The following is a 19,208-nucleotide window of genomic DNA, read 5'->3' as shown; positions in this document are numbered from 1 at the left end:
CTCATCCGGAGGCCCCTCCGCGCATGCTGCTCCAGAGCGAGGGGAACCCATCCTGACCGGAGGAGTCCCCTTGTGCGCTCTCCCCTCCAACCCCAGCCTGGCTTTAGGTGGCCTTTAGGTTCGGAAGTGCGGGAACCGGGCCGGGAGCGGCTGCGTAATCATGTTCGCGGAATCAGCTTCGCAAGGAGGAACCACCCATGACTATTCTCGACCGACTTTCCCGACTGCTGCGTGCCAACGTCAACGACCTGATCAGCAAGGCCGAGGACCCCGGCAAGATCATCGACCAGGCCCTGCGTGACATGCGCGCCGCCTACGGTGAGGCCCGCAGCGAAGTGGCCGACGCCATGAGCCAGAGCGCCCGCCTGGAGCGCGAGGCGGGCACCAACCGCAAGCTGGCCGAGGAATACCAGAAGAAGGCCGAAGAAGCCCTGCGCGGCGGCAGCGAGGACCTCGCCCGCGAGGCGCTGCGCCGCGCCCAGAACCACAAGGACCTCGCCAAGGGCTTCGAGGAGCAGGTCGCCGTGCAGAGCAGCACGGTGGATCAGCTCAAGACCCAGCTCCGCGCCCTGGAAGCCAAGATCGACGAGATGGAGTCCAAGAAGACGCTGTTGGCTGCCCGGCAGAAGACCGCGCAGGCCGGGGCCACGCTCGACCGCGTGAGCGGCTTCGGCAAGGCGGGCGGCGCGATGGACGCCTTCAGCGACATGGAACGTAAGGTCGCCACGATGGAAGACCGCAACAAGGCCATGACCGAGCTGAGCAAGGAAAACGACTTCGACGCGCAGCTCAAGGACCTGGGCCGCGACCGCGACCTCGACGACGCCTTCGCGGCGCTCAAGGCCAAGGTGCAGAGCGGGGACGACAAGCAGGGCTGAGTGCCCTGACCTGAGAAAAGGGGCGTCATGGACGCCCTTTTTTCGTGCCGCGCCCCTGCGGCCGGGACGCCCGTCAGCCCAACTTCAGGAATGCTGACAGAATGGAACCGATGCCCTGCCTTACCCTGAACCTCATGCGAGGCCGCGCCTCTTCCCTGCTTACCGTGCCCCTGCTGGCCCTGCCCCTCGCGGTGCTGCTGGGGGCCTGCGCGCCCGCCGCCACGAAGACGGCGGCGGCGGCCCCGGTGCAGGCCAGCACCAGCGTCAGCAGCGTGTCCTTTTACCCGCGCGAGACGGGCCTGGGCTGGACCTATCTGCCGGAAGGCGAGCCGGCAGGCGGCCTGCCCTATACCCTGCGGGCGCTCGGCCCCACCGTGTTCGCGGGCCAGACGGCGCTGGCCTTTCAGCTGACCGGGCGCGGCGCGGACCAGACGTGGTACCGGCAGATCAGCGCGGCGGGCGTGCACCTGCTGGGCTTTCGTAAACCCGGCGTAACGGTGCGCCTGGAACCGGCCTGGACCGAGGCCCCCGCCGAGAACGCCTGGCGCGTCGGCCTGAACTGGGAGGGCAGCAGCCGCATCACCCTGACCAGCGACGACGGCAAGGTGCAGACCCAGGGGACCCTGCGTTACCGCTACGACGTGCAGGACCGCCGCCGCGTGAGCACTCCCGCCGGAAGCTTCGACGTGTGGGTGGTCACGCGCCAGATCAGCGACGACGTGGGGGGGCTGTTTCCGCAGGCGCAGCAGCTGTGGTTCACCCCCTTCGTGGGTGACGTGCGGACGCCCGAGGGCCTGCTGCTCACCGGGCGCAACTTTGGAGGGAGGTGAAGGGGCCGCCGCGCCTCTATCCTGAGGCAATGACGTTCCCCTGCGCGTTCCACTGTGCGCCCTCCTCCTCTCATCCCGACCAGGGAGGCCAGCCATGAGCGAGCCGAAGACCTCTTCCAGCCTCCAGCCCGCCTCCCGCACGCCGCTGCTGGACCGGGTGAACAGCCCGGAGGACCTCAAGCGGCTCTCGCGCGATCAGCTTCCGCAGCTGGCTGCCGAACTGCGGGACGAGATCGTGCGGGTCTGCTCGGTGGGCGGCCTGCACCTGGCAAGTTCACTGGGCGCGACCGACCTGATCGTGGCGCTGCATTACGTGTTGAACTCGCCGCGTGACCGGATTCTCTTCGACGTGGGGCACCAGGCCTACGCGCACAAGATCCTGACGGGCCGCCGCGACCGGATGCCCACCGTGAAGAAGGAGGGGGGCTTATCCGGCTTCACCAAGGTCAGCGAGAGCGAACACGACGCGATCACGGTCGGGCACGCCAGCACTTCTCTTGCCAACGCGCTGGGCATGGCGCTGGCGCGGGACGCGCTGGGGCAGAACTATAAGGTGGCCGCCGTGATCGGGGACGGCTCGCTGACGGGCGGCATGGCGCTGGCAGCGCTGAACACCATCGGGGACATGAACCGCCGGATGCTGATCGTGCTGAACGACAACGAGATGAGCATCAGCGAGAACGTCGGGGCGCTGAACAAGTTCATGCGGGGCCTCCAGGTCCAGAAGTGGTTCCAGGAGGGCGAGGGGGCCGGGAAAAAGGCCGTGCAGGCCGTCAGCAAACCCCTGGCCGAGTTCATGAGCCGCGCCAAGAGCAGCACCCGGCACTTCTTCGACCCTGCCAGCGTGAACCCCTTCGCGGCGATGGGCGTGCGCTACGTGGGGCCGGTGGACGGGCACAACGTTCAGGAACTGGTGTGGCTGATCGAGCGGCTGGTGGACCTCGACGGGCCGACCATCCTGCACGTGGTCACCCGCAAGGGCAAGGGCCTGAGCTACGCCGAGGCCGACCCGATCTACTGGCACGGCCCCGGCAAGTTCGACCCGGCAACGGGAGAGTTTGCGTCCAGCAGCGCCTATTCCTGGAGCAGCGCCTTCGGGGACGCCGTAACCGAGTTGGCCCGCCAGGACCCCCGCACCTTTGTGATCACGCCCGCCATGCGCGAGGGGAGCGGTCTGGTGAAGTACAGCCAGGTCCACCCGAACCGCTATCTGGACGTGGGCATCGCCGAGGACGTGGCCGTGACCACCGCCGCCGGGATGGCCCTCCAGGGGCTGCGGCCCATCGTGGCGATCTACTCGACGTTCCTCCAGCGGGCCTACGATCAGGTACTGCACGACGTGGCCATCGAGAACCTGAATGTCACCTTCGCCATCGACCGGGGCGGCATCGTGGGCGCGGACGGCGCCACCCACAACGGCGTCTTCGACCTGAGTTACCTGCGCTCGATTCCGAATGTGGGCATCGGGCTGCCCAAAGACGCTGCCGAACTGCGCGGCATGCTGAAAGCGGCGCAGGAACATCCCGGCCCCTTCGCGATCCGCTACCCGCGCGGCAACACCGAACGTGTCCCTGAAGGCACCTGGCCCGACCTGCCATGGGGCACCTGGGAACGGGTGCAGGACGGCGACGACGTGGTGATCCTGGCGGGCGGCAAGGGGCTGGACTACGCGCTGAAGGCCGCGCGGGGGCTGCCCGGCGTGGGCGTGGTGAACGCCCGCTTCGTGAAGCCGCTGGACGAGAAGATGCTGCGCGAGGTCGCCGGAAAGGCCCGCGCGCTGGTCACCGTGGAAGACAACACGGTGGTCGGCGGCTTCGGCAGCGCGGTGCTGGAGGCACTCAGCGGCCTGGGTCTGCGGACCCCCGTGCGCGTGCTGGGCATCCCCGACGCGTTTCAGGACCACGCCACCGTCGAGAGTGTCCACGCCCGCGCGGGCATCGACGCCCCGGCAATTCGCACCGTGCTGGCCGAACTCGGGGTGGACGTGCCGCTGGAGGTGTAGGCCGCTGGAGGGAGTAACAGGCCTAAAGCTTCTGCCCCGCGCCGTTCATGCCCAGGAGCAGGCCGGGGCGGTAGGCTCCCCGCATGAACAGGCTCGCGCAGGAGTCCAGCCCCTACCTCCTTCAGCACGCGGACAATCCGGTGGACTGGTGGCCCTGGGGAGAAGCGGCCTTTGCCGAGGCGCGGCGGCGGGACGTGCCGGTGCTCCTGAGCATCGGCTACTCGACCTGCCACTGGTGCCACGTGATGGCCCACGAGAGCTTCGAGGACGCCCAGACCGCCGAGTTCATGAACGCGCACTTCGTGAACATCAAGGTGGACCGCGAGGAACGCCCCGACGTGGACGGCATCTACATGACGGCCACCCAGCTGATGACCGGGCAGGGCGGCTGGCCGATGACGGTGTTTCTGACGCCGGACGGCCAGCCCTTCTACGCGGGCACCTATTTTCCCCCCGAAGACCGCTACGGAATGCCGGGGTTCCGCCGCCTGCTGGCGAGCGTGGCGCACGCCTGGCGCGAGGACCGGGACAAACTGGCCGGAAACGCGCAGGCCCTCAGCGACCACGTGCGCGAGGCCAGCCGTCCGCGCCCGGCAGTGGGCGACCTGCCCGAAGGCTTTCTGAACCGGGGCGTGGAGAACCTGCGCCGCGTGTATGACGCCGACCTGGGCGGCTTCGGGCGCGCGCCGAAGTTTCCCGCGCCGACCACGCTGGATTTTCTGCTGACGCAGCCGGGCGGACGGGACATGGCGCTGCACACCCTCCGGATGATGGGCCGGGGCGGAATCTATGACCAGCTGGGCGGCGGCTTTCACCGCTACTCGGTGGACGAACGCTGGCTGGTGCCGCACTTCGAGAAGATGCTGTACGACAACGCCCAGCTCACGCGCACGCTGCTGCGCGCCTATCAGGCCACCGGAGACGAGAGCTTCGCCCGGCTGGCCCGCGAGACGCTCGCCTACCTCGAACGCGAGATGCTCTCGCCGCAGGGCGGCTTCTCCAGCGCCCAGGACGCCGACACGCAGGGGGTGGAGGGCCTGACCTTTACCTGGACCCCTGACGAGATTCGTGGGGTGCTGGGGGAAGGCCCGGACACCGAGCTGGTGCTGCGCGTCTACGGCGTGACCGGGGAGGGCAACTTCGAGGACCCCCACCGCCCGGACGCGGGGCGGCGCAACGTGCTGCACCTGCTCACGCCGCCCGCCGACCTCGCACGGGACCTGGGCGACGAGACCCTGACTCTGCGGCTGGACGCGGCCCGCGCCCGCCTGTTTGCGGCAAGGCAGCAGCGGCCCCAGCCGGGCACCGACGACAAGGTGCCGACCTCGTGGAACGGGCTGGCGCTGGCGGCCTTCGCGGACGCGGCGCGCATTCTGGGCGAGGCCCATTTGCTGGAGATCGCGCGGCGGAATGCGGGCTTTGTCCGGGACCACCTGCGCCTCCCCGACGGCACACTGCGGCACACCTTCAAGGACGGTGCGGCGCGGGTGGAGGGGCTGCTGGAGGACCACGCGCTCTACGGGCTGGGGCTGGTGGCGCTGTACCAGGCGGGCGGTGATCTGGGGCACCTGGCCTGGGCCGCCGAACTGTGGGAGGTCGTGCGCCGCGACTTCTGGGACGGGGAGGCGAACCTCTTCCGCTCGACCGGGGGCCGCGCCGAGACGCTGCTGACCCGGCAGGCGCAGGGCTTCGATTCCGCCGTCCTGAGCGACAACGCCGCCGCCGCGCTGCTGGGCTTATGGATGAACCGCTACTTCGGGGACGGGGAGGGCGAACGCCTGGCCCGCGCTGCCGTCCGCACCTACCAGGGCGACATGCTGGCCGCGCCGGGTGGCTTCGGGGGCCTGTGGCAGGCCGCCGCCTTCCTCGAAGCGCCGCACGTGGAGATTGCCCTGATCGGCACGCCGCCGGAGCGCGCCCCGCTGGAACGGGTGGTGGCCCGGCATCCCCTCCCCTTCGCGGCGCTGGCCCCTGCCGAACGCGGCGAGGGCCTGCCCGTGCTGGAAGGCAGACCGGGGGGCGGGACCGCTTATGTGTGCGTGGGCCACACCTGCGACCTGCCCACCCGCGACCCGGGCGTGCTGGAAGGACAGTTGCGGCGGCTGTAATACGGGATTGCTCTGACTTCCAGAACATCCGGAATCTCACCAGATGTTCTTCAAGCGCCGCCATTCCGTACGTTTTGCCCCTCGCTCCGCGCGTAAGCTGGCGTTCCGCTGTCGGCACAAGAGCGGGCGGAAGCCCGTGCCTCAGCTTCCGCCCTCCGCCCTCCTGCTCAGCGCCCCAGTTCGCGTACTCCTTCCGGGGCCGCCACGAACGCCAGGTCTGCCATCCCGAGGAAGAACCCCGTTTCCACCACGCCCAGCGTGCCCTTGATCTGCCGCTCCAGCGGGGCCGCATCGAAGCTCGCGGGCAGCTGCGCGTCGAAGATGTAGTTGCCGTTGTCGGTCACGTAGGGCTGGGCGCCGGGCTGCCGCAGCCGACCGCCCAGCCCCAGCGCGCGCAGGCGCTCGATGGTGGACAGGAAGCCGAAGCGGGCGATCTCGACCGGGAGGGGAGCCTTTTCCCCCAGCCGCGTGACCAGCTTGGTGTGGTCCGCGATAATCACCAGTTGCCGCGCCTGCACCTCGGTCAGTTTCTCGCGCAGCAGCGCCCCGCCCAGGCCCTTGATCAGGTCGAGCTGCGGGCCGATCTCGTCCGCGCCGTCGATGGCGAGATCGAGGGGCCGGGGGTCGAGGGGCTGCACCGGAATGCCCACCTGCCGGGCCAGCGCTTCCGAGGCGTCGCTGGTCGCCACGCCCACCACCCCTTGCAGGTCACCGGACGCCAGCCGCTCCCCGATGGCCTCGATGGCGTATTTGGCGGTGCTGCCGGTGCCCAGCCCGACGCGCATCCCGCTTCTCACCAGGGCGACGGCGCGCAGGGCGGCTTCCTTTTTCAGGGCCTCCAGATCGGGCGCGGCGGGGTCAGGCATCTGCCCGGGCCTTCCGGTCGGCGTCGATAGCGGCGGCCACGGCATCGGCATGGCCGTCCACAGACACGGCCAGCCAGCTCTTGACCAGTCGGCCGTCGGGGCCGATCAGGAAGGTCTGCCGTTTGACGCCCTCGGTGACCTTGCCGTAGAGGTTCTTGGGACCATACGCGCCGATGCCCTTCAGAAATTCGGCGTCGGGGTCGGTCAGGAGGGGAAAGGGCAGGCTGTGCTTCTCGCTGAAGGCTTGGTGGCTCGCGGCGTCGTCGCGGCTCACGCCGAGGATGGCCGCGCCGTGCGCCTTCAACAGGGCGCTGTCACGGAAGTTGCAGGCCTCCTTGGTGCAGCCCGGGGTGTCATCCTTGGGGTAGGCGTACAGCACCACGTAGCGGCCCGCGTAGTCCGGCAGGCGGTGGGTGTGCCCCTCCGCATCGGGCAGGGCGAAGTCGGGAAAAGGCTCACCGGGGGCGAGGCGGGCGGGAGAATCGGTCATAGCCAGAGGGTAACAGGCGGGCGGGCCACAGGAGGCCGGGCGCGGGTATGCTGGGCGGCGTGAACCTCGCGCTCTCCATCGACCACACCCTGCTCAAAGCCACGGCCACCGCCGCCGACATCCGAACGCTCTGCGCGGAGGCGCGCGAACATGCCTTCTATGCCGTGTGCGTGAATCCGGTGTATGTGCCGCTGGCAAAGGCCGAGCTGAGCGGCTCCGGCGTGAAGGTCGCCACCGTCTGCGGTTTTCCCCTGGGCGCGGTCCTGCCCGAGCAGAAGGCCGTCGAGGCCCGCCTGAGCGTGGAGGCGGGGGCCGACGAGGTGGATATGGTGATCCATATCGGCGCGGCGCTGGAAGGCGACTGGGAGGCGGTGGAGGCCGATGTGCGCGCCGTGCGGAAGGCTATCCCGGACACCGTCCTGAAGGTCATCATCGAAACCTGCTACCTGACGAACGAGCAGAAACGGGGCGCTACCGAGGCGGCCGTGCGCGGCGGCGCGGACTTCGTGAAGACCAGCACCGGCTTCGGCACGGGCGGCGCGACCGTGGAGGACGTGCGGCTGATGCGGGACGTGATCGCGCGCCGCGCGCAGATCAAGGCGGCGGGCGGCGTGCGTTCCCCCGCCGACGCCGAGGCGATGATCGCGGCGGGCGCGACCCGGCTGGGCACGTCGGGCGGCGTGGCCCTGGTGAGTGGCGAGGGGAGCGGTTCTGGCTACTGAAATCCGCGAGGTGATTCTCGCGTCGGGCAGCCCCCGGCGGCGCAAACTGCTGGCGAATCTGGGCGTTCCCTTCCGCGTGGTCGTGAGCGGCGAGGCCGAGGACAGCCCCGAGCATGACCCGGCGCGGCTGGCGGGCGAACTCGCCATGCGGAAGGCCCGGGCGGTCGCGCGGGCGCACCCGGACGCCGTGGTGATCGCCGCCGACACGGTCGTCGCGGTGGGCGCTGAACTTCTGGGCAAACCCGGCGACGAGGCCGAGAACCGCGCCTTCGTGCGGCGGCTTTCCGGGCGGACGCATCAGGTGTACACCGGCGTCAGCGTCGTCTCCGGGGGGCGCACGGCGGGCGGCGTGGAGCGGACCGACGTGACCTTCCGCGCCCTTTCCGACGCCGAGGTCACCCACTATGCTCGCACCGGTGAGGGGCTGGACAAGGCGGGCGGGTACGGCATCCAGGGTGTTGGCATGGCGCTGGTGGCCCGCCTTGAGGGCGACTACTCCAACGTGGTGGGCTTTCCACTGACGCTGGTGATCCGGCTGCTGCGGGAGGCGGGTATAGCAGTCTGGGGCGAGTGAGGGGACGCGGGAAAGCTCCGTTTCGCCGCGTCCTCCGCACGCACTCCCCTAGAGCATTGTCAAAAAGAGACCTTCTTTTTGACCGAGCGGAGCGAGTGCAATAGGAAGAGCGTTTGGGAGAATGGAACCGTTGGAGGTGTTTTCCCCATGGCGGTGTAATTCGGACAAATGCTCTACTACATCGTCAAGCAATCAAAGCAGGGTGGCTACTTAAACGATGAGAACGTATCCGCTGTCCCGAACGACCTCTAGCAATTTGTTTCTCATCATCCAGCTCCCAGAAAATCGGTTGACCGTGTACTACTCCACCCGCGTTTCCAGCCTGATCTCGCTGTTCAGGCTGGCGGCCACCGAGCAGTATTTCTCGTGGCTGAGGTGGGCCGCCTTCTCCAGCGCCTCAGGGGTCAGGCCCTCGCCGCTGGCGATGTGGCGCACCGTGATGGTCGTGTAGCGCTGCGGGGTGGTGTCCGCGCGCTCGCCCTCCACCTCGATTCGGTAGCTCGTCAGGGGCGTGCGGCGTTTTTTCATGATCTCGACGATGTCATAGGCGGTGCAGGTCGCCAGCGCCGCCAGTAGCGCCTCCATCGGGGAAACACCGACCTTGAGGGGGCTGTTGTCGATCAGGAGCTGGTGACCGCTCTCGCTGACGCCGACATACCGCTGCTCGCCCAGCCAGGTGACGTTCAGGGTCTTCTTGTGAGGAACTGTCATGGACGCAGGGTAGCGCGCCTCAGACCATCCGGTCGTCCGTGCCTGCCCCGTCTGCGGCCACCCCGTGCAGGTCCGGCCCGAGGTCCAGATCGTCCTCGTCCTCGTCGGGGGTGGGGAGGCAGACACGGAAGGTCGCGCCGCCGCCGGGGGTGTCCAGCACCTCGATGCTGCCGCCGTGCGTCTGAGCAACCTGCTGCGCGATGGTGAGGCCCAGGCCGGTCGAGCCCGCCTCCTTGCCCCGGTAGAACTTGTCGAAGATGCGCGGCTTGATGTGGTCGGGAATGCCGGGGCCGTGGTCGATCACGGCGGCGCACACCCGCCCCCCCTCCTGCCAGGCTTCGAGGCTCACCAGGTCGGGGCTGCCGCACACCCGCACGGCATTGCTGACCAGGTTCACGAACACCTGCGTGAGCCGCCCCGGGTCACCGACGATCTCCAGGTCGGGGGCGCTGGCCCTCACGCCGTAGTCGCGGCCCACCTGCCGCACGATATTGCCCAGGTTCACGAAGTGCATCTCGATCCCCTGCACCAGCTCGCCGCGCGAGAGTTGCAACAGGTCGTTGACCAGGCGGGTCATGTTCTCCGCGACGCGCTGCGCGTCCTGCAGGGTCTGGGAACCGCCCGCCTCGCGCTCGGCGCGGCGCAGGTAGCCCAGCAGCGCGGTCAGCGGCGTGCGGAGTTCGTGGCTGGTCTCGGCCAGGAAGGTCTTCTGGAGGTTCAGCGCCTCCTCCAGTTGCTTGGCCTGCGTTTCCAGGCGCTGGCGCTGCCCCTCCGCGATGCCGCGCAGCCGCTCGACCTCCTCCAGCCTGGCGCGCAAGGAGAGGTTCAGTTCGCGCACCTCCTGCTCGGCCCGCTCGCGGCGGTCGCGGGCGTCGGCCTCGGCTATGGCACGTCTCACGCTGGGCACCAGGCGCTCCAGGCGCTGCTTGAGGATGTAGTCGGTCACGCCCTGCCGCAGCGTGTCCACCGCGACTTCCTCGCCCATCGCGCCGGTCACGATGATGAAGGGCAGGAACGGGGCGCGGGCGTGCGCGGCCTGGAAGGCCGAGAGGCCGTCATAGCCGGGCAGCGCGTAGTCACTGAGCACCAGATGGGGGCGGTGCGTGTCGAGGGCGTGGAGAAACCCGGCCTCGTCCTCCACCCGTTCGATTTCCACCGGCCAGGGCAGCTCGCCGTCCAGGCTCAGCGCCACGAGTTCATGGTCGAGTTCGTTGTCCTCCAGGTGCAGGACGCGCAGGGGCTGTCCGGCCTCGGGCAGGGCGTGCTCTGGGGTGCTCACGCGGTCCCTCCATCCAGGGCCGGCGTCAGCGGGGCGATCAGGGGCAGGGTCACGTGGAAGGCGGCTCCCTCGCCGGGAACGGCCTCGGCACGCACCCGGCCTCCGTGACGGGTCACGATGCGGCGGACGTTCGCGAGGCCGATGCCGGTCCCCTCGAACTCCTCGGCGCGGTGCAGGCGTTGAAACACACCGAACAGTTTATCCGTGTACTTGGGGTCGAAGCCCACGCCGTTGTCGCGGACCGTCACCGTGACCTCCTGGGCCTCCACCCGCGCGCTCACCTCGACCCGCGCGTGTTCCCGGGTGCGGGTGTACTTGATGGCGTTGGAAAGCAGGTTGGTAAACACCTGCGTCAGCAGCGCCGGGTCACCCTGCACGGTGGGCAGCGGGCCGATCTGGGCGGTCACGTCGCGGCCCGCGCGGTCGGGTTCCAGGGTCTGCCAAACCTCCCGTGCCACCGCGCCGAGGTCCACCGGGCCGTGCCGCAGTTCCTGGCGGCCCATGCGCGAGAACTCCAGCAGGTCGTCGATCAGCTGGCTCATGCGGCCCGCCGCGTCGGTGATCACGCCCAGATACCGCTCGCTCTTGGGTGACAGCCCCGCACCCACGTCCTTGCGGAGCAGATCCCCGAAACCCACGATGTGCCGCAGGGGCGTCCGCAGGTCGTGCGAGACGCTGTAACTGAAGGCTTCGAGTTCCCGGTTGGCGTCTTGCAGCTCCAGCGTGCGCTGCTGCACCCGTTCCTCCAGCGACTGGTTGAGCAGCTGGAGGTCGGCCCGCGCGCCCTCGGCCTGGACACGGAGCGCGTCGTTGTCCAGGGCGGTCGCAAATCTCTTGGCGAGTTCGTAGGCAAGGTCGTGGTCGCGGTCGGTGGGAGCCTGCCGGTAGGTGAGGCCCAGCACGCCGCGCATGGCCCCGTCCCGGCCGATCAGGGGATACAGGACGGCCCCGGTCGCGTTGACCTCGTGCAGCAGCGGGTAGTGCGCCGCGTGGGCAAACAGCGGGTCTTCGCTCTGCACGACCTGCTCCAGGGCCAGGCGGGTCGCCTCGCGCGCGGCGGGCGAGACGCGGGCGGGATCGAGGTGCGAGGTGGCGAGCAGCCCCAGTTCAGGCGTCATGCCCCACAGCCCGGCACTCTCGGCCAGACGCTGCGTGATGCGGTCGAGTGCCGCGTGGTAGTGCCCGCCCCGCGACGCGAGCGGATCGTCCGCACGGGTGGAGAGCTGTTCGGACACGTCGGCCAGCAGGCGGGCCGCCGACTCGGCGTAGACCTGATCGTCCACGTCGGTGCTGGTACCCACCCATTCGAGCACCTGCCTCTGCCCGTCACGCACCGGCAGCCCCCGCGTCACGAAGGTCCGGTAGCGGCCATCCGCGCCCAGCAGGCGGTGTTCGGCCTCGAAAGGCCGCTGCCCCTTCACGGCGGCGGCCCAGCGCATCTGGTAGTCCGCGCGGTCTTCGGGGTGAACCAGGCTCAGGAAGCCGTAACTGGAGCGGTCCGGCCCCACGTACTCGTCCCAGCGCCGGTTGAAATAGGTGGGCTGGCCCAGCGGATCGGTCAGCCACACGATCTGCGGCATCCCCTCCAGCACCCCCCGGTAGCGTTCCTCGTTGCGCTGCGCCAGCCGCTCGGCCACCAGCCGGTCGTGAATGTCGGTGGCGCTGGCGACCCACTCCGTCACGCGGGCCGGGTCACTGCCGGGCACGGCGTGTGCCGGGGCGACCTGGGCCGCCTCAAGCCCGCCCGCCTCAAGCCCACCCGTTTCGTTGCCCAGCAGGGCGGCGTAGATGGGCGCGACCCGCAGCACGAACCAGCGGTACGTGCCGTTCTGGCCTACCGCGAGCCGCACCTCGGCGTGGACCCGTGCCCGCGTGGCGTAGGCGGCCTCCCACATCTGGGCGTAGGTGGCCCGGTCCTCCGGATGAACCCGCTCGCTCACCCCGTCGCGGCCCAGCCGCTCGCGGTGCTGCGCGTTCACGTAGGTGATCTGCCCCTGGGGGTCACTCACCCACAGAATGTGCGGGATGGCGTCCAGCACGGCGCGCGAGCGCCGCTCCCCGGCCTGCACGGCCCGCTCGGCCTCCACGCGCCCGGTCACGTCGCGGATCACCTCCAGCACGCCCAGCGCCTCGCCGTGGGGGCCGGTCACCTGGCTGCGCTGCGCCTCGCCGGAAAACACGCTCTCGTCGGCCCGGCGGTACGGCGTGGTGAGGGCCTGGAAGGTCGAGCGGGTCTCCAGCCGGCGGTCCAGATGCAGGCGGCCCAGGGACTCGCCCACCAGCGCCTCGGGCGCGTACCCGAACTGCTCACTGAGCGCCCGGTTGACCAGCCGCACCCGCCCGCCCGCGTCCGTGAAGGCCGCCGAGTCCTGAATCGCCTGGAAGATCGCCTCGAACTCCGCGCGCGACCGCTCCAGCCGCGCGCGGGACTGCGCGAGGGTCCGGGTGGCCTCCTCGGCGCGCTCGCGGGCGCTGACCTGCGACTGGGTCAGCAAAAACGCCAGGCCCGCCACCAGCAGCCCCACCACCAGCACCACGATGGGCACGTCGGCCACCGCGTCCCGGCCAAAGCTGCCCGGCGCGCTGAACTCCAGGCCCCATGCCCCACCCGCCGCCTGCAGGGGTGTGCGCGCACGAAAGCCCGCGTTCTCCTCGGGGGCGGGCGTGCCCAGAACCTCACCGTTCAGCAGCGTGCGGACGCTCACGCCGGGCATGGCGTCCGGGGGCGTCAGGCCCGCCAGAAACTGATCGGTCCGCAGCGCGATATACAGCAGCCCCCGCAGGCTCCCGCCCTCCCGGACCGGCAGGAACAGCAGCAGACCGTCCAGCCGCTGCCCGTCCGGCCCACGCTGCACCAGGGCCACGTGGCGGCTGACCTGCACCGCGTCCCGGTCGCGCGCGAGCAAAATAGCGGCCCGGCGACTGGCCTCGCCCATCATGTCGAAGCCCAGCGCCGTGCGGTTCACGTCGTTCAGGGGGGCGATCCGCTCGATGAGGGCCTGGGGGCCGCCCGGAGCCTCGGCCCAGCGGACGAAGCCGACCGCCAGCACCCCCGGATAACGGCGGCTGAGGTCGAGGTGGTCCACATAGGCCTCAAAGGTCGCCTGATCGGGGTCACGCTGCACCTGCCAGAAGGACCGGGCCGCGCGCAACAGGTTCTCGTAGTCGCTCAGGCGGTCGCGCAGGCTGGATGCCGAGGCGTTCACCTCCCGCTCGAAGCGCGCGTCCTGCTGGGCCAGCACGAAGCGGTTCAGCAGGAGCGCCGCGAAGACGCTCAGCAGCAGCACCAGCACCAACACGGCCAGGGGAATGCGGCGGTGGCGGGGCATCGAGCGGATCACTTCTCTCCTCCCAGCGCGCCGAGAAAGACGGAAACCGGCACGTCCACGCCCGTCCAGGCCAGAAAGGCCAACCGCGCCTGCTGGGCCAGCATGGACAGGCCGTTCTCGGCGCGCACCCCGGCGGCGCGGGCCTCGCGCATCAGGCGGGTTTCGCGCGGCTGGTAGACCATGTCGTAGACCAGCGCCCCGGCAGCAAGCGCAGAGAAGTCGAAGCCGGGGAGGGGCGTTTCGTCAGGGTTGGAGAGGCCCGCGCTGGAGGCGTTGACGACGAGGCGGACCTTTGACCAGGGAATCTCGGCGAGGTCGGCAGCCTGGGCCTGACAATCAGCGTCCTCGTTCTGCCAGAAGGCCGCCAACTCCTCCGCCCGCTCGCGGGTGCGGTTGACGATGAACACGTCGCGTTCGAGCAAGATAAGCCCCGTGTAGACCGCTGCGCGTGCCGCTCCCCCGGCACCCAGGACGACGACCGGACCATCCGCTTCCCGGTGGCCCGTGCTTCCCGCCCCCCAATCGAGCAAAGCCTGAAGCAACCCCGGCGCGTCGGTGTTCTCCCCCACCAGCCGCCCCTCCTGGTGGATAATCGTGTTCACCGCCCCGACCGCCCGCGCGGCCTCCGAAAGACCGTCCAGATGGGCCAGCGCCGCCTCCTTGTGGGGCAGGCTGAGATTCGCGCCCACCACGCCGCCCCGGCGCAACCGCGCGAGAGCGCCGGGGAGATCTGCCGGAGACACCCGTACCGCCTCGTATTCGCCGTTCAGGCCCGCCCAGGCAAAGGCGGCGCGGTGCATCGCCGGGGACAGCGAATGGGCGGCGGGGTCGGCGTACAGAAAGGCGCGGAGCGGGCCGGGAGCCGACCTGCCGGGAGCCGGGGCGTCAGGAGAGGGCAGGCCGGGATTCACGCGCACAAGTGTAGCGTTCCGCTCCGAACGGGACGTCTCTGCCCCGCGCCGGGCCGGGGCCACCCGCCTTTTAGCCTTTCCTGAGCCTTGCCCGCGCAGGGAAAGGATTGTGCATCTCCCCACGTCCATCCCGGCCAGGACGCCAGAAAATAGGGGTGTCCGAAATGCCCACACCTTTCCCGACTCCCGCCAGACAACTGCTGGGGGGAGAGTGCGCTTTGCCGCACACACGCCGCACCGACAGGAGTTGACTTGACAGACCGTACCCCCGGCCAGCCCACCTCCCTTCACTCAACAGAACTGGCCTCAACTGAACTGGCCTCGCCTGCGCGGCCCCAGGCGGCGACCGAGGCCACGAATGGCGGAACCTCCGCGACCCTGCACCTCGCCAACCAGCGTGAGGCCTTTGCCCTGCTCGGGGCGGGTGACGCCAACCTGCGCCGGATGCGCGAACTCACGCCCGCCAAGATCATCGCGCGCGGCGAGACCGTGACCATCACCGGGGACAGCGCCGACGTACAGGCCGCCGAACGGATGGTGCGCGACGCGCTCGACGTGGTCCGCACGGGCGGCGAACTGACCCCCGAAAGCCTGCTGCGTTCGGCCCGCCTCAGTGGCGAGGGCCGCAGCCTGGCCCAGGAAACGCAGGTCACGGGCCTGAGCCTGCCGCGCGGCCTGAAGGCCAAGACGCCCGGCCAGAAGGTCTATCTGGAAAAGATCGAGGCGTCCGACATCACCTTCGGCGTCGGCCCCGCCGGGACGGGCAAGACCTACCTGGCGGTGGCGATGGCGGTGCAGGCGCTCAAGGCCAAGAAGGTCAAGCGCATCATCCTGACCCGCCCGGCGGTGGAGGCGGGCGAGCGGCTGGGCTTTTTGCCCGGCGACCTCCAGGCCAAGATCGATCCCTACCTGCGGCCCCTCTACGACGCGCTGTACGACATGCTCGACCAGGAGAAGTTCGAGTCGTACCTCACGAGCGGCGTGATCGAGGTGGCCCCGCTGGCCTTTATGCGTGGCCGGACCCTGAACGACGCCTTCGTGATTCTCGACGAGGCGCAGAACACCACCGGCGAGCAGATGAAGATGTTCCTGACGCGCATGGGCTTTTCCAGCAAGGTGGTCGTGACCGGCGACGTGACCCAGATCGACCTGCCGCGCCACGTCACCAGCGGCCTGGCGGTCGCCAAGCGCGTGCTGAGCCGCATCGAGGGCATCGCCTGGCACGAGTTCACCGACGTGGACGTGGTGCGCCACCCCCTGGTCGGCAAGATTATCCGGGCCTACGAGCAGGCTGAGGACGCCGAGGAAGACAAACGCGCCGCCCGCCGGGGCGAGTTTGCCAGCATTCCCGAGGACGAAGGGGACGCGAAGTAGGCCCAACCCAGTAGACCCAGCGCCGGCAGCAGGCAACCAGCAGCGGGCAGAGCGCCGGATAGAGGCCTCTGCCCCCGCTTTTTGACTCCCGGCTTTCTCCTGCGGAGCTTTGCCGACCGGCGCTCTGTCCTAGGGCGGCACTCCGTTTTGTTGCCGCATGTCTCAGGCGTCCACTCCACTGCGCGCCACCCTTTTTGCGCTTCTCGCTTCGCTCGGAAAGGTTGCCAAAAGGTGGCAACCTTTCTGCGCCCCGCCCTATGCTTCTCTCTGTGATTGACCTGATCGCCCGCAAGACCCCGCCCGCCGGCCTGCGCCCCGCCCTGCGCGCCGCCCTGACGGCAGCGATGCGGCATTTCGGAGTGGAGGGCCGCGAGGTGACGGTGGTGCTGGTGGGCGACCGCGCCATTCGCGCGCTGAAACGCGAACACTGGGGCGAGGACGCCGCGACGGACGTGCTGAGCTTTCCCACCTGGGAGCCGGGCGACCCCTTCATGCCACCGCACCTGGGCGACATCATCATCAGCCTGGACACGGCGGAGCGGCAGGCGCGGGCGCGGGGCCACAGCCTGACGCGTGAGGCGGCGCTGCTCGCCAGCCACGGCCTGACGCATCTGGTCGGCCACGACCACCCCCACGCCGAGGGCCTGGGCTTCGAGGAGGGCGCGACCGGGCCGGAATGGCAGGTTTTCCACGACGCCTGGGCCGCCGCACGCGCGGCCCTGCCGCAAGAGGGATGAGGTCTGACGGCTCGGCCCTCTCGCTGCGCCGTTGGGTGCGCTCGGCGGGCTTCGCCTGGGCCGGGATCGCGCATGCTTACCGCACGCAGGCGAACTTCCGCATCGAGGTCTGGGCGGGCGTCCTCGCCACGACGCTGGCGCTGCTGCTCCACGCACCGCTCTCCCCCATCCTGCTGTCCTGCGCGCTGGTGCTGGGGCTGGAACTGGTCAACACGGCGCTGGAAGCGGTGGTGGACCTCGCCAGCCCCGGCCTTCATCCGCTGGCGAAGGTGGCGAAAGACACGGCGGCGGGGGCCGTGCTGCTGGCGAGTCTGGGGGCGCTGCTGGTCGGGCTGGCGGTGCTGGGGCCGCCGCTGCTGCGCTGGCTGCTCCCTTGACACTTCGCCGGGTCGCACGCCCGCCCCCCGGCTGTGATAAACTGCGGGTTGCCTATGGAGCCTCCCAGTTCTGGCTCTGACCTGACGCCCGGTGAAGACCGCCTGCGGGCGGGTTTTTTGCTGTGGCATACAACGGATTCCGGCAACCGACACCTGGCCCAGGCGGGCGGGGTGGGCAGCAGGTGCCCTGCGGCGGACCGGAGCGCGGTGGAGCGCGCGAACAGATGAATGATTGGATTGGAGTGGCGTCCCTGCTGTTTCTGGTGATCGCCAACGGATATTTCGTAGCCGTCGAGTACGCGCTCGTGAGCGTGCGCCATACCCGCATCGACCAGCTCGCCCAGGAGGGAAGCAGCGCGGCGCGGACGGTGCAGCGGGTCCTAGGCCGGCTGGACCTGTACATCGCCGCCGTTCAGCTCGGCGTCTCGATGATGAGCCTGCTGATCGGCTTTATTGCCGAACCCGCGATTGAGCACCTCACGGAGCCGCTGTTCGTGCGGGCAGGTGTGCCGGAGCAGTGGCAGCGGCCCGCCGCGTTCCTGCTGGCCTTTGCCCTGTCCACGACGCTGCATATCGTGCTGGGCGAACTGGTGCCCAAGTCGGCGGCCCTCCAGAAAAGCGAGCAGATGGCGCTGAGGCTGGTGCGCCCGCTGGTGGTGTTTACGGCCGTCTTCCGGCCCATCATTCTGGGCCTGAACGGGCTGGGGGGGCTGGTGCTGCGCCTGGTGGGCCTCAAGGCCGTCGCCGGGCACCACACGACCTACTCGGAAGAGGAAATCCGCATGATCGTGGGCGCGTCCAGTCAGGAAGGCGTGCTGGAGGACGACGAGAAGGAACTCGTCTACAACGTCTTCGATCTCTCGGACACCACCGTGCGCGAGGTGATGACGCCGCGCATCGACATGGTGGTGGTGGACGGGGCCAGCCCGCTGCGCCGACTGGTGGAACTGAACACCGAACACGGCTACTCGCGCGTGCCGGTCTTTCAGGACACCGCCGACAACATCGTGGGGATCGCGCATACCAGTGACGCGCTGCGCCACCTCGATGCCCTGGACGAGACGACGATCGCCGACGTGATGCGCCCGGTGTACTTCGTGCCCGAGGGCATGAAGATCAAGGACCTGCTCGCCAAGATGCGCGACAAGAAATCACACCTGAGCATCGTGGTGGACGAGTTCGGCGGCACCTCCGGCCTGGTCACGCTGGAAGACGCCCTGGAAGAGATCGTCGGCGAGATCTACGACGAGACCGACGAGGACGAGGTGCCCCTGATCGAGGTTCTGGGCGAGGGCCTCTACCTGATGGACGCCAGCCTGACCGTGGGCGAGGTCGAGGAACGCCTCTGCACCAATCTGGAGGACGGCGAGGGCGAATACGACACCCTGTCGGGCTTCATGACCAGCCACTTCGGGGACATCCCGGAAAACGGTCAGAGTTTCGTCCATGGCGGCTGGGCCTTTACCGTGGAGGCCGCCGACCAGCGCCGCGTCACCCGCGTCCGGGTGGAACGCGCCCCGACCCTCGACCCCCTGGAACCCGTGGAGGACCCTGTTCATGAGTAGCCCGACCATCACCGCCGCCAACGCCCTGAACCTGACCCCCGACCCGCAACTGCTGGAGGGCGCGAAGGTCGCCTTCAAGCAGGCGTATGCCCCCTACAGCAAGTTCCGCGTCGGCGCGGCGCTGCGAACCCCTGATGGCCAGGTCTTCTTCGGTGCCAACGTCGAGAACGCCAGCTACGGCCTGGGCCGCTGCGCCGAGCAGAGCGCCGTGCAGGCGATGGCGACCGCCGGCGCGCGCGCGTTCACCGATCTCGTGGTGTACTCGGAGGCCACACCCCCGGCCAGCCCGTGCGGGGCGTGCCGTCAGGTGCTGTACGAGTTCGCGCCTGACGCCCGCGTGGTCTGCGTCAACCAGCACGGCGACGTGGTCAGCGGCCTGGTCCGGGACTTCCTGCCCCACGGCTTCCGGCTGGAGCAGCGGGACGACGGGCACGAGGTGGGGACGGAGTAGGCAA

The 19,208-nt window shown here is 69.5% G+C and carries 17 protein-coding genes; 11 read left to right on the top strand and 6 right to left on the bottom strand.

Annotation, left to right across the window (positions count from 1 at the left end):
• Positions 1-197 precede the first annotated feature (197 nt).
• The 4 genes from DEIPH_RS16690 to DEIPH_RS16675 all read left to right on the top strand — a co-directional run bounded on the left by DEIPH_RS16690 (position 198) and on the right by DEIPH_RS16675 (position 5,818).
• The gene (locus DEIPH_RS16690) at positions 198-878 is read left to right on the top strand and encodes a PspA/IM30 family protein (protein WP_034360275.1); all 681 of its coding nucleotides are present in this window, start codon (positions 198-200) and stop codon (positions 876-878) included.
• Between the two features lie 134 nt (positions 879-1,012).
• Complete coding sequence (locus tag DEIPH_RS16685; RefSeq protein WP_235183278.1) at positions 1,013-1,708, top strand: hypothetical protein; 696 nt, start codon at positions 1,013-1,015, stop codon at positions 1,706-1,708.
• 94 nt (positions 1,709-1,802) lie between these two features.
• Positions 1,803-3,710 (top strand): 1-deoxy-D-xylulose-5-phosphate synthase, encoded by a 1,908-nt coding sequence (dxs, locus tag DEIPH_RS16680; RefSeq protein ID WP_051517465.1) that lies wholly within the window; start codon positions 1,803-1,805, stop codon positions 3,708-3,710.
• An 83-nt stretch (positions 3,711-3,793) separates the two neighbouring features.
• Positions 3,794-5,818, top strand: coding sequence for a thioredoxin domain-containing protein (locus DEIPH_RS16675; RefSeq protein WP_034360270.1), 2,025 nt, complete (start codon positions 3,794-3,796; stop codon positions 5,816-5,818).
• Between the two features lie 167 nt (positions 5,819-5,985).
• Here the strand turns inward: DEIPH_RS16675 and rpiA are convergent, their stop codons facing one another.
• Together rpiA and DEIPH_RS16665 are read right to left on the bottom strand one after the other, a co-directional pair.
• Positions 5,986-6,684, bottom strand: coding sequence for a ribose 5-phosphate isomerase A (gene rpiA / locus DEIPH_RS16670; RefSeq protein ID WP_034360267.1), 699 nt, complete (start codon positions 6,682-6,684; stop codon positions 5,986-5,988).
• Positions 6,677-7,174: a peroxiredoxin gene (locus tag DEIPH_RS16665; protein WP_034360264.1), complete on the bottom strand. Its 498-nt coding sequence runs from the start codon at positions 7,172-7,174 to the stop codon at positions 6,677-6,679. The genes rpiA and DEIPH_RS16665 overlap by 8 nt, the downstream gene beginning before the upstream one ends.
• Before the next feature lie 59 nt (positions 7,175-7,233).
• On the opposite strand from DEIPH_RS16665, the gene deoC reads away from it, so the two are divergent.
• Positions 7,234-7,896 carry a deoxyribose-phosphate aldolase gene (deoC, locus tag DEIPH_RS16660; RefSeq protein ID WP_152545004.1) on the top strand — a complete coding sequence of 221 codons (663 nt, stop codon included), beginning with the start codon at positions 7,234-7,236 and terminating at the stop codon, positions 7,894-7,896.
• Positions 7,897-7,906: 10 nt separating this feature from the next.
• Positions 7,907-8,470: a Maf family nucleotide pyrophosphatase gene (locus tag DEIPH_RS16655; RefSeq protein WP_034360259.1), complete on the top strand. Its 564-nt coding sequence runs from the start codon at positions 7,907-7,909 to the stop codon at positions 8,468-8,470.
• A gap of 300 nt (positions 8,471-8,770) precedes the next feature.
• Here the strand turns inward: DEIPH_RS16655 and DEIPH_RS16650 are convergent, their stop codons facing one another.
• Genes DEIPH_RS16650 through aroE form a run of 4 tightly spaced genes read right to left on the bottom strand, consistent with a single transcriptional unit; the run spans position 8,771 to position 14,700 of the window.
• A complete protein-coding gene (locus tag DEIPH_RS16650; protein ID WP_034360256.1) occupies positions 8,771-9,181 on the bottom strand; it encodes an OsmC family protein in 411 nt (136 codons plus the stop codon).
• 19 nt (positions 9,182-9,200) lie between these two features.
• Positions 9,201-10,460, bottom strand: a complete 1,260-nt coding sequence (locus tag DEIPH_RS16645; RefSeq protein ID WP_051517464.1) for a hybrid sensor histidine kinase/response regulator — start codon at positions 10,458-10,460, stop codon at positions 9,201-9,203.
• Entirely contained in the window at positions 10,457-13,801 is a 3,345-nt protein-coding gene (locus tag DEIPH_RS16640) for a PAS domain S-box protein (protein WP_321163353.1), read from the bottom strand. Before DEIPH_RS16640 ends, DEIPH_RS16645 begins: the two co-directional genes overlap by 4 nt.
• Positions 13,798-14,700: a shikimate dehydrogenase gene (aroE, locus tag DEIPH_RS16635; protein ID WP_235183277.1), complete on the bottom strand. Its 903-nt coding sequence runs from the start codon at positions 14,698-14,700 to the stop codon at positions 13,798-13,800. Before aroE ends, DEIPH_RS16640 begins: the two co-directional genes overlap by 4 nt.
• A 252-nt stretch (positions 14,701-14,952) precedes the next feature.
• On the opposite strand from aroE, the gene DEIPH_RS16630 reads away from it, so the two are divergent.
• From DEIPH_RS16630 to cdd, 5 genes are all read left to right on the top strand, one after another.
• The gene (locus DEIPH_RS16630) at positions 14,953-16,074 is read left to right on the top strand and encodes a PhoH family protein (protein WP_407636519.1); all 1,122 of its coding nucleotides are present in this window, start codon (positions 14,953-14,955) and stop codon (positions 16,072-16,074) included.
• Between the two features lie 269 nt (positions 16,075-16,343).
• Entirely contained in the window at positions 16,344-16,811 is a 468-nt protein-coding gene (gene ybeY, locus DEIPH_RS16625) for an rRNA maturation RNase YbeY (RefSeq protein ID WP_034360357.1), read from the top strand.
• Positions 16,808-17,188, top strand: coding sequence for a diacylglycerol kinase (locus DEIPH_RS16620; RefSeq protein ID WP_034360253.1), 381 nt, complete (start codon positions 16,808-16,810; stop codon positions 17,186-17,188). Before ybeY ends, DEIPH_RS16620 begins: the two co-directional genes overlap by 4 nt.
• A 224-nt stretch (positions 17,189-17,412) precedes the next feature.
• Positions 17,413-18,753 carry a hemolysin family protein gene (locus DEIPH_RS16615; RefSeq protein ID WP_034360250.1) on the top strand — a complete coding sequence of 447 codons (1,341 nt, stop codon included), beginning with the start codon at positions 17,413-17,415 and terminating at the stop codon, positions 18,751-18,753.
• A complete protein-coding gene (gene cdd / locus DEIPH_RS16610; RefSeq protein WP_034360247.1) occupies positions 18,746-19,204 on the top strand; it encodes a cytidine deaminase in 459 nt (152 codons plus the stop codon). Before DEIPH_RS16615 ends, cdd begins: the two co-directional genes overlap by 8 nt.
• Positions 19,205-19,208: the final 4 nt, after the last annotated feature.

The organism is Deinococcus phoenicis, from assembly GCF_000599865.1.
GTDB lineage: Bacteria > Deinococcota > Deinococci > Deinococcales > Deinococcaceae > Deinococcus > Deinococcus phoenicis.
This window is presented reverse-complemented; position numbering and strand designations above follow the sequence as displayed.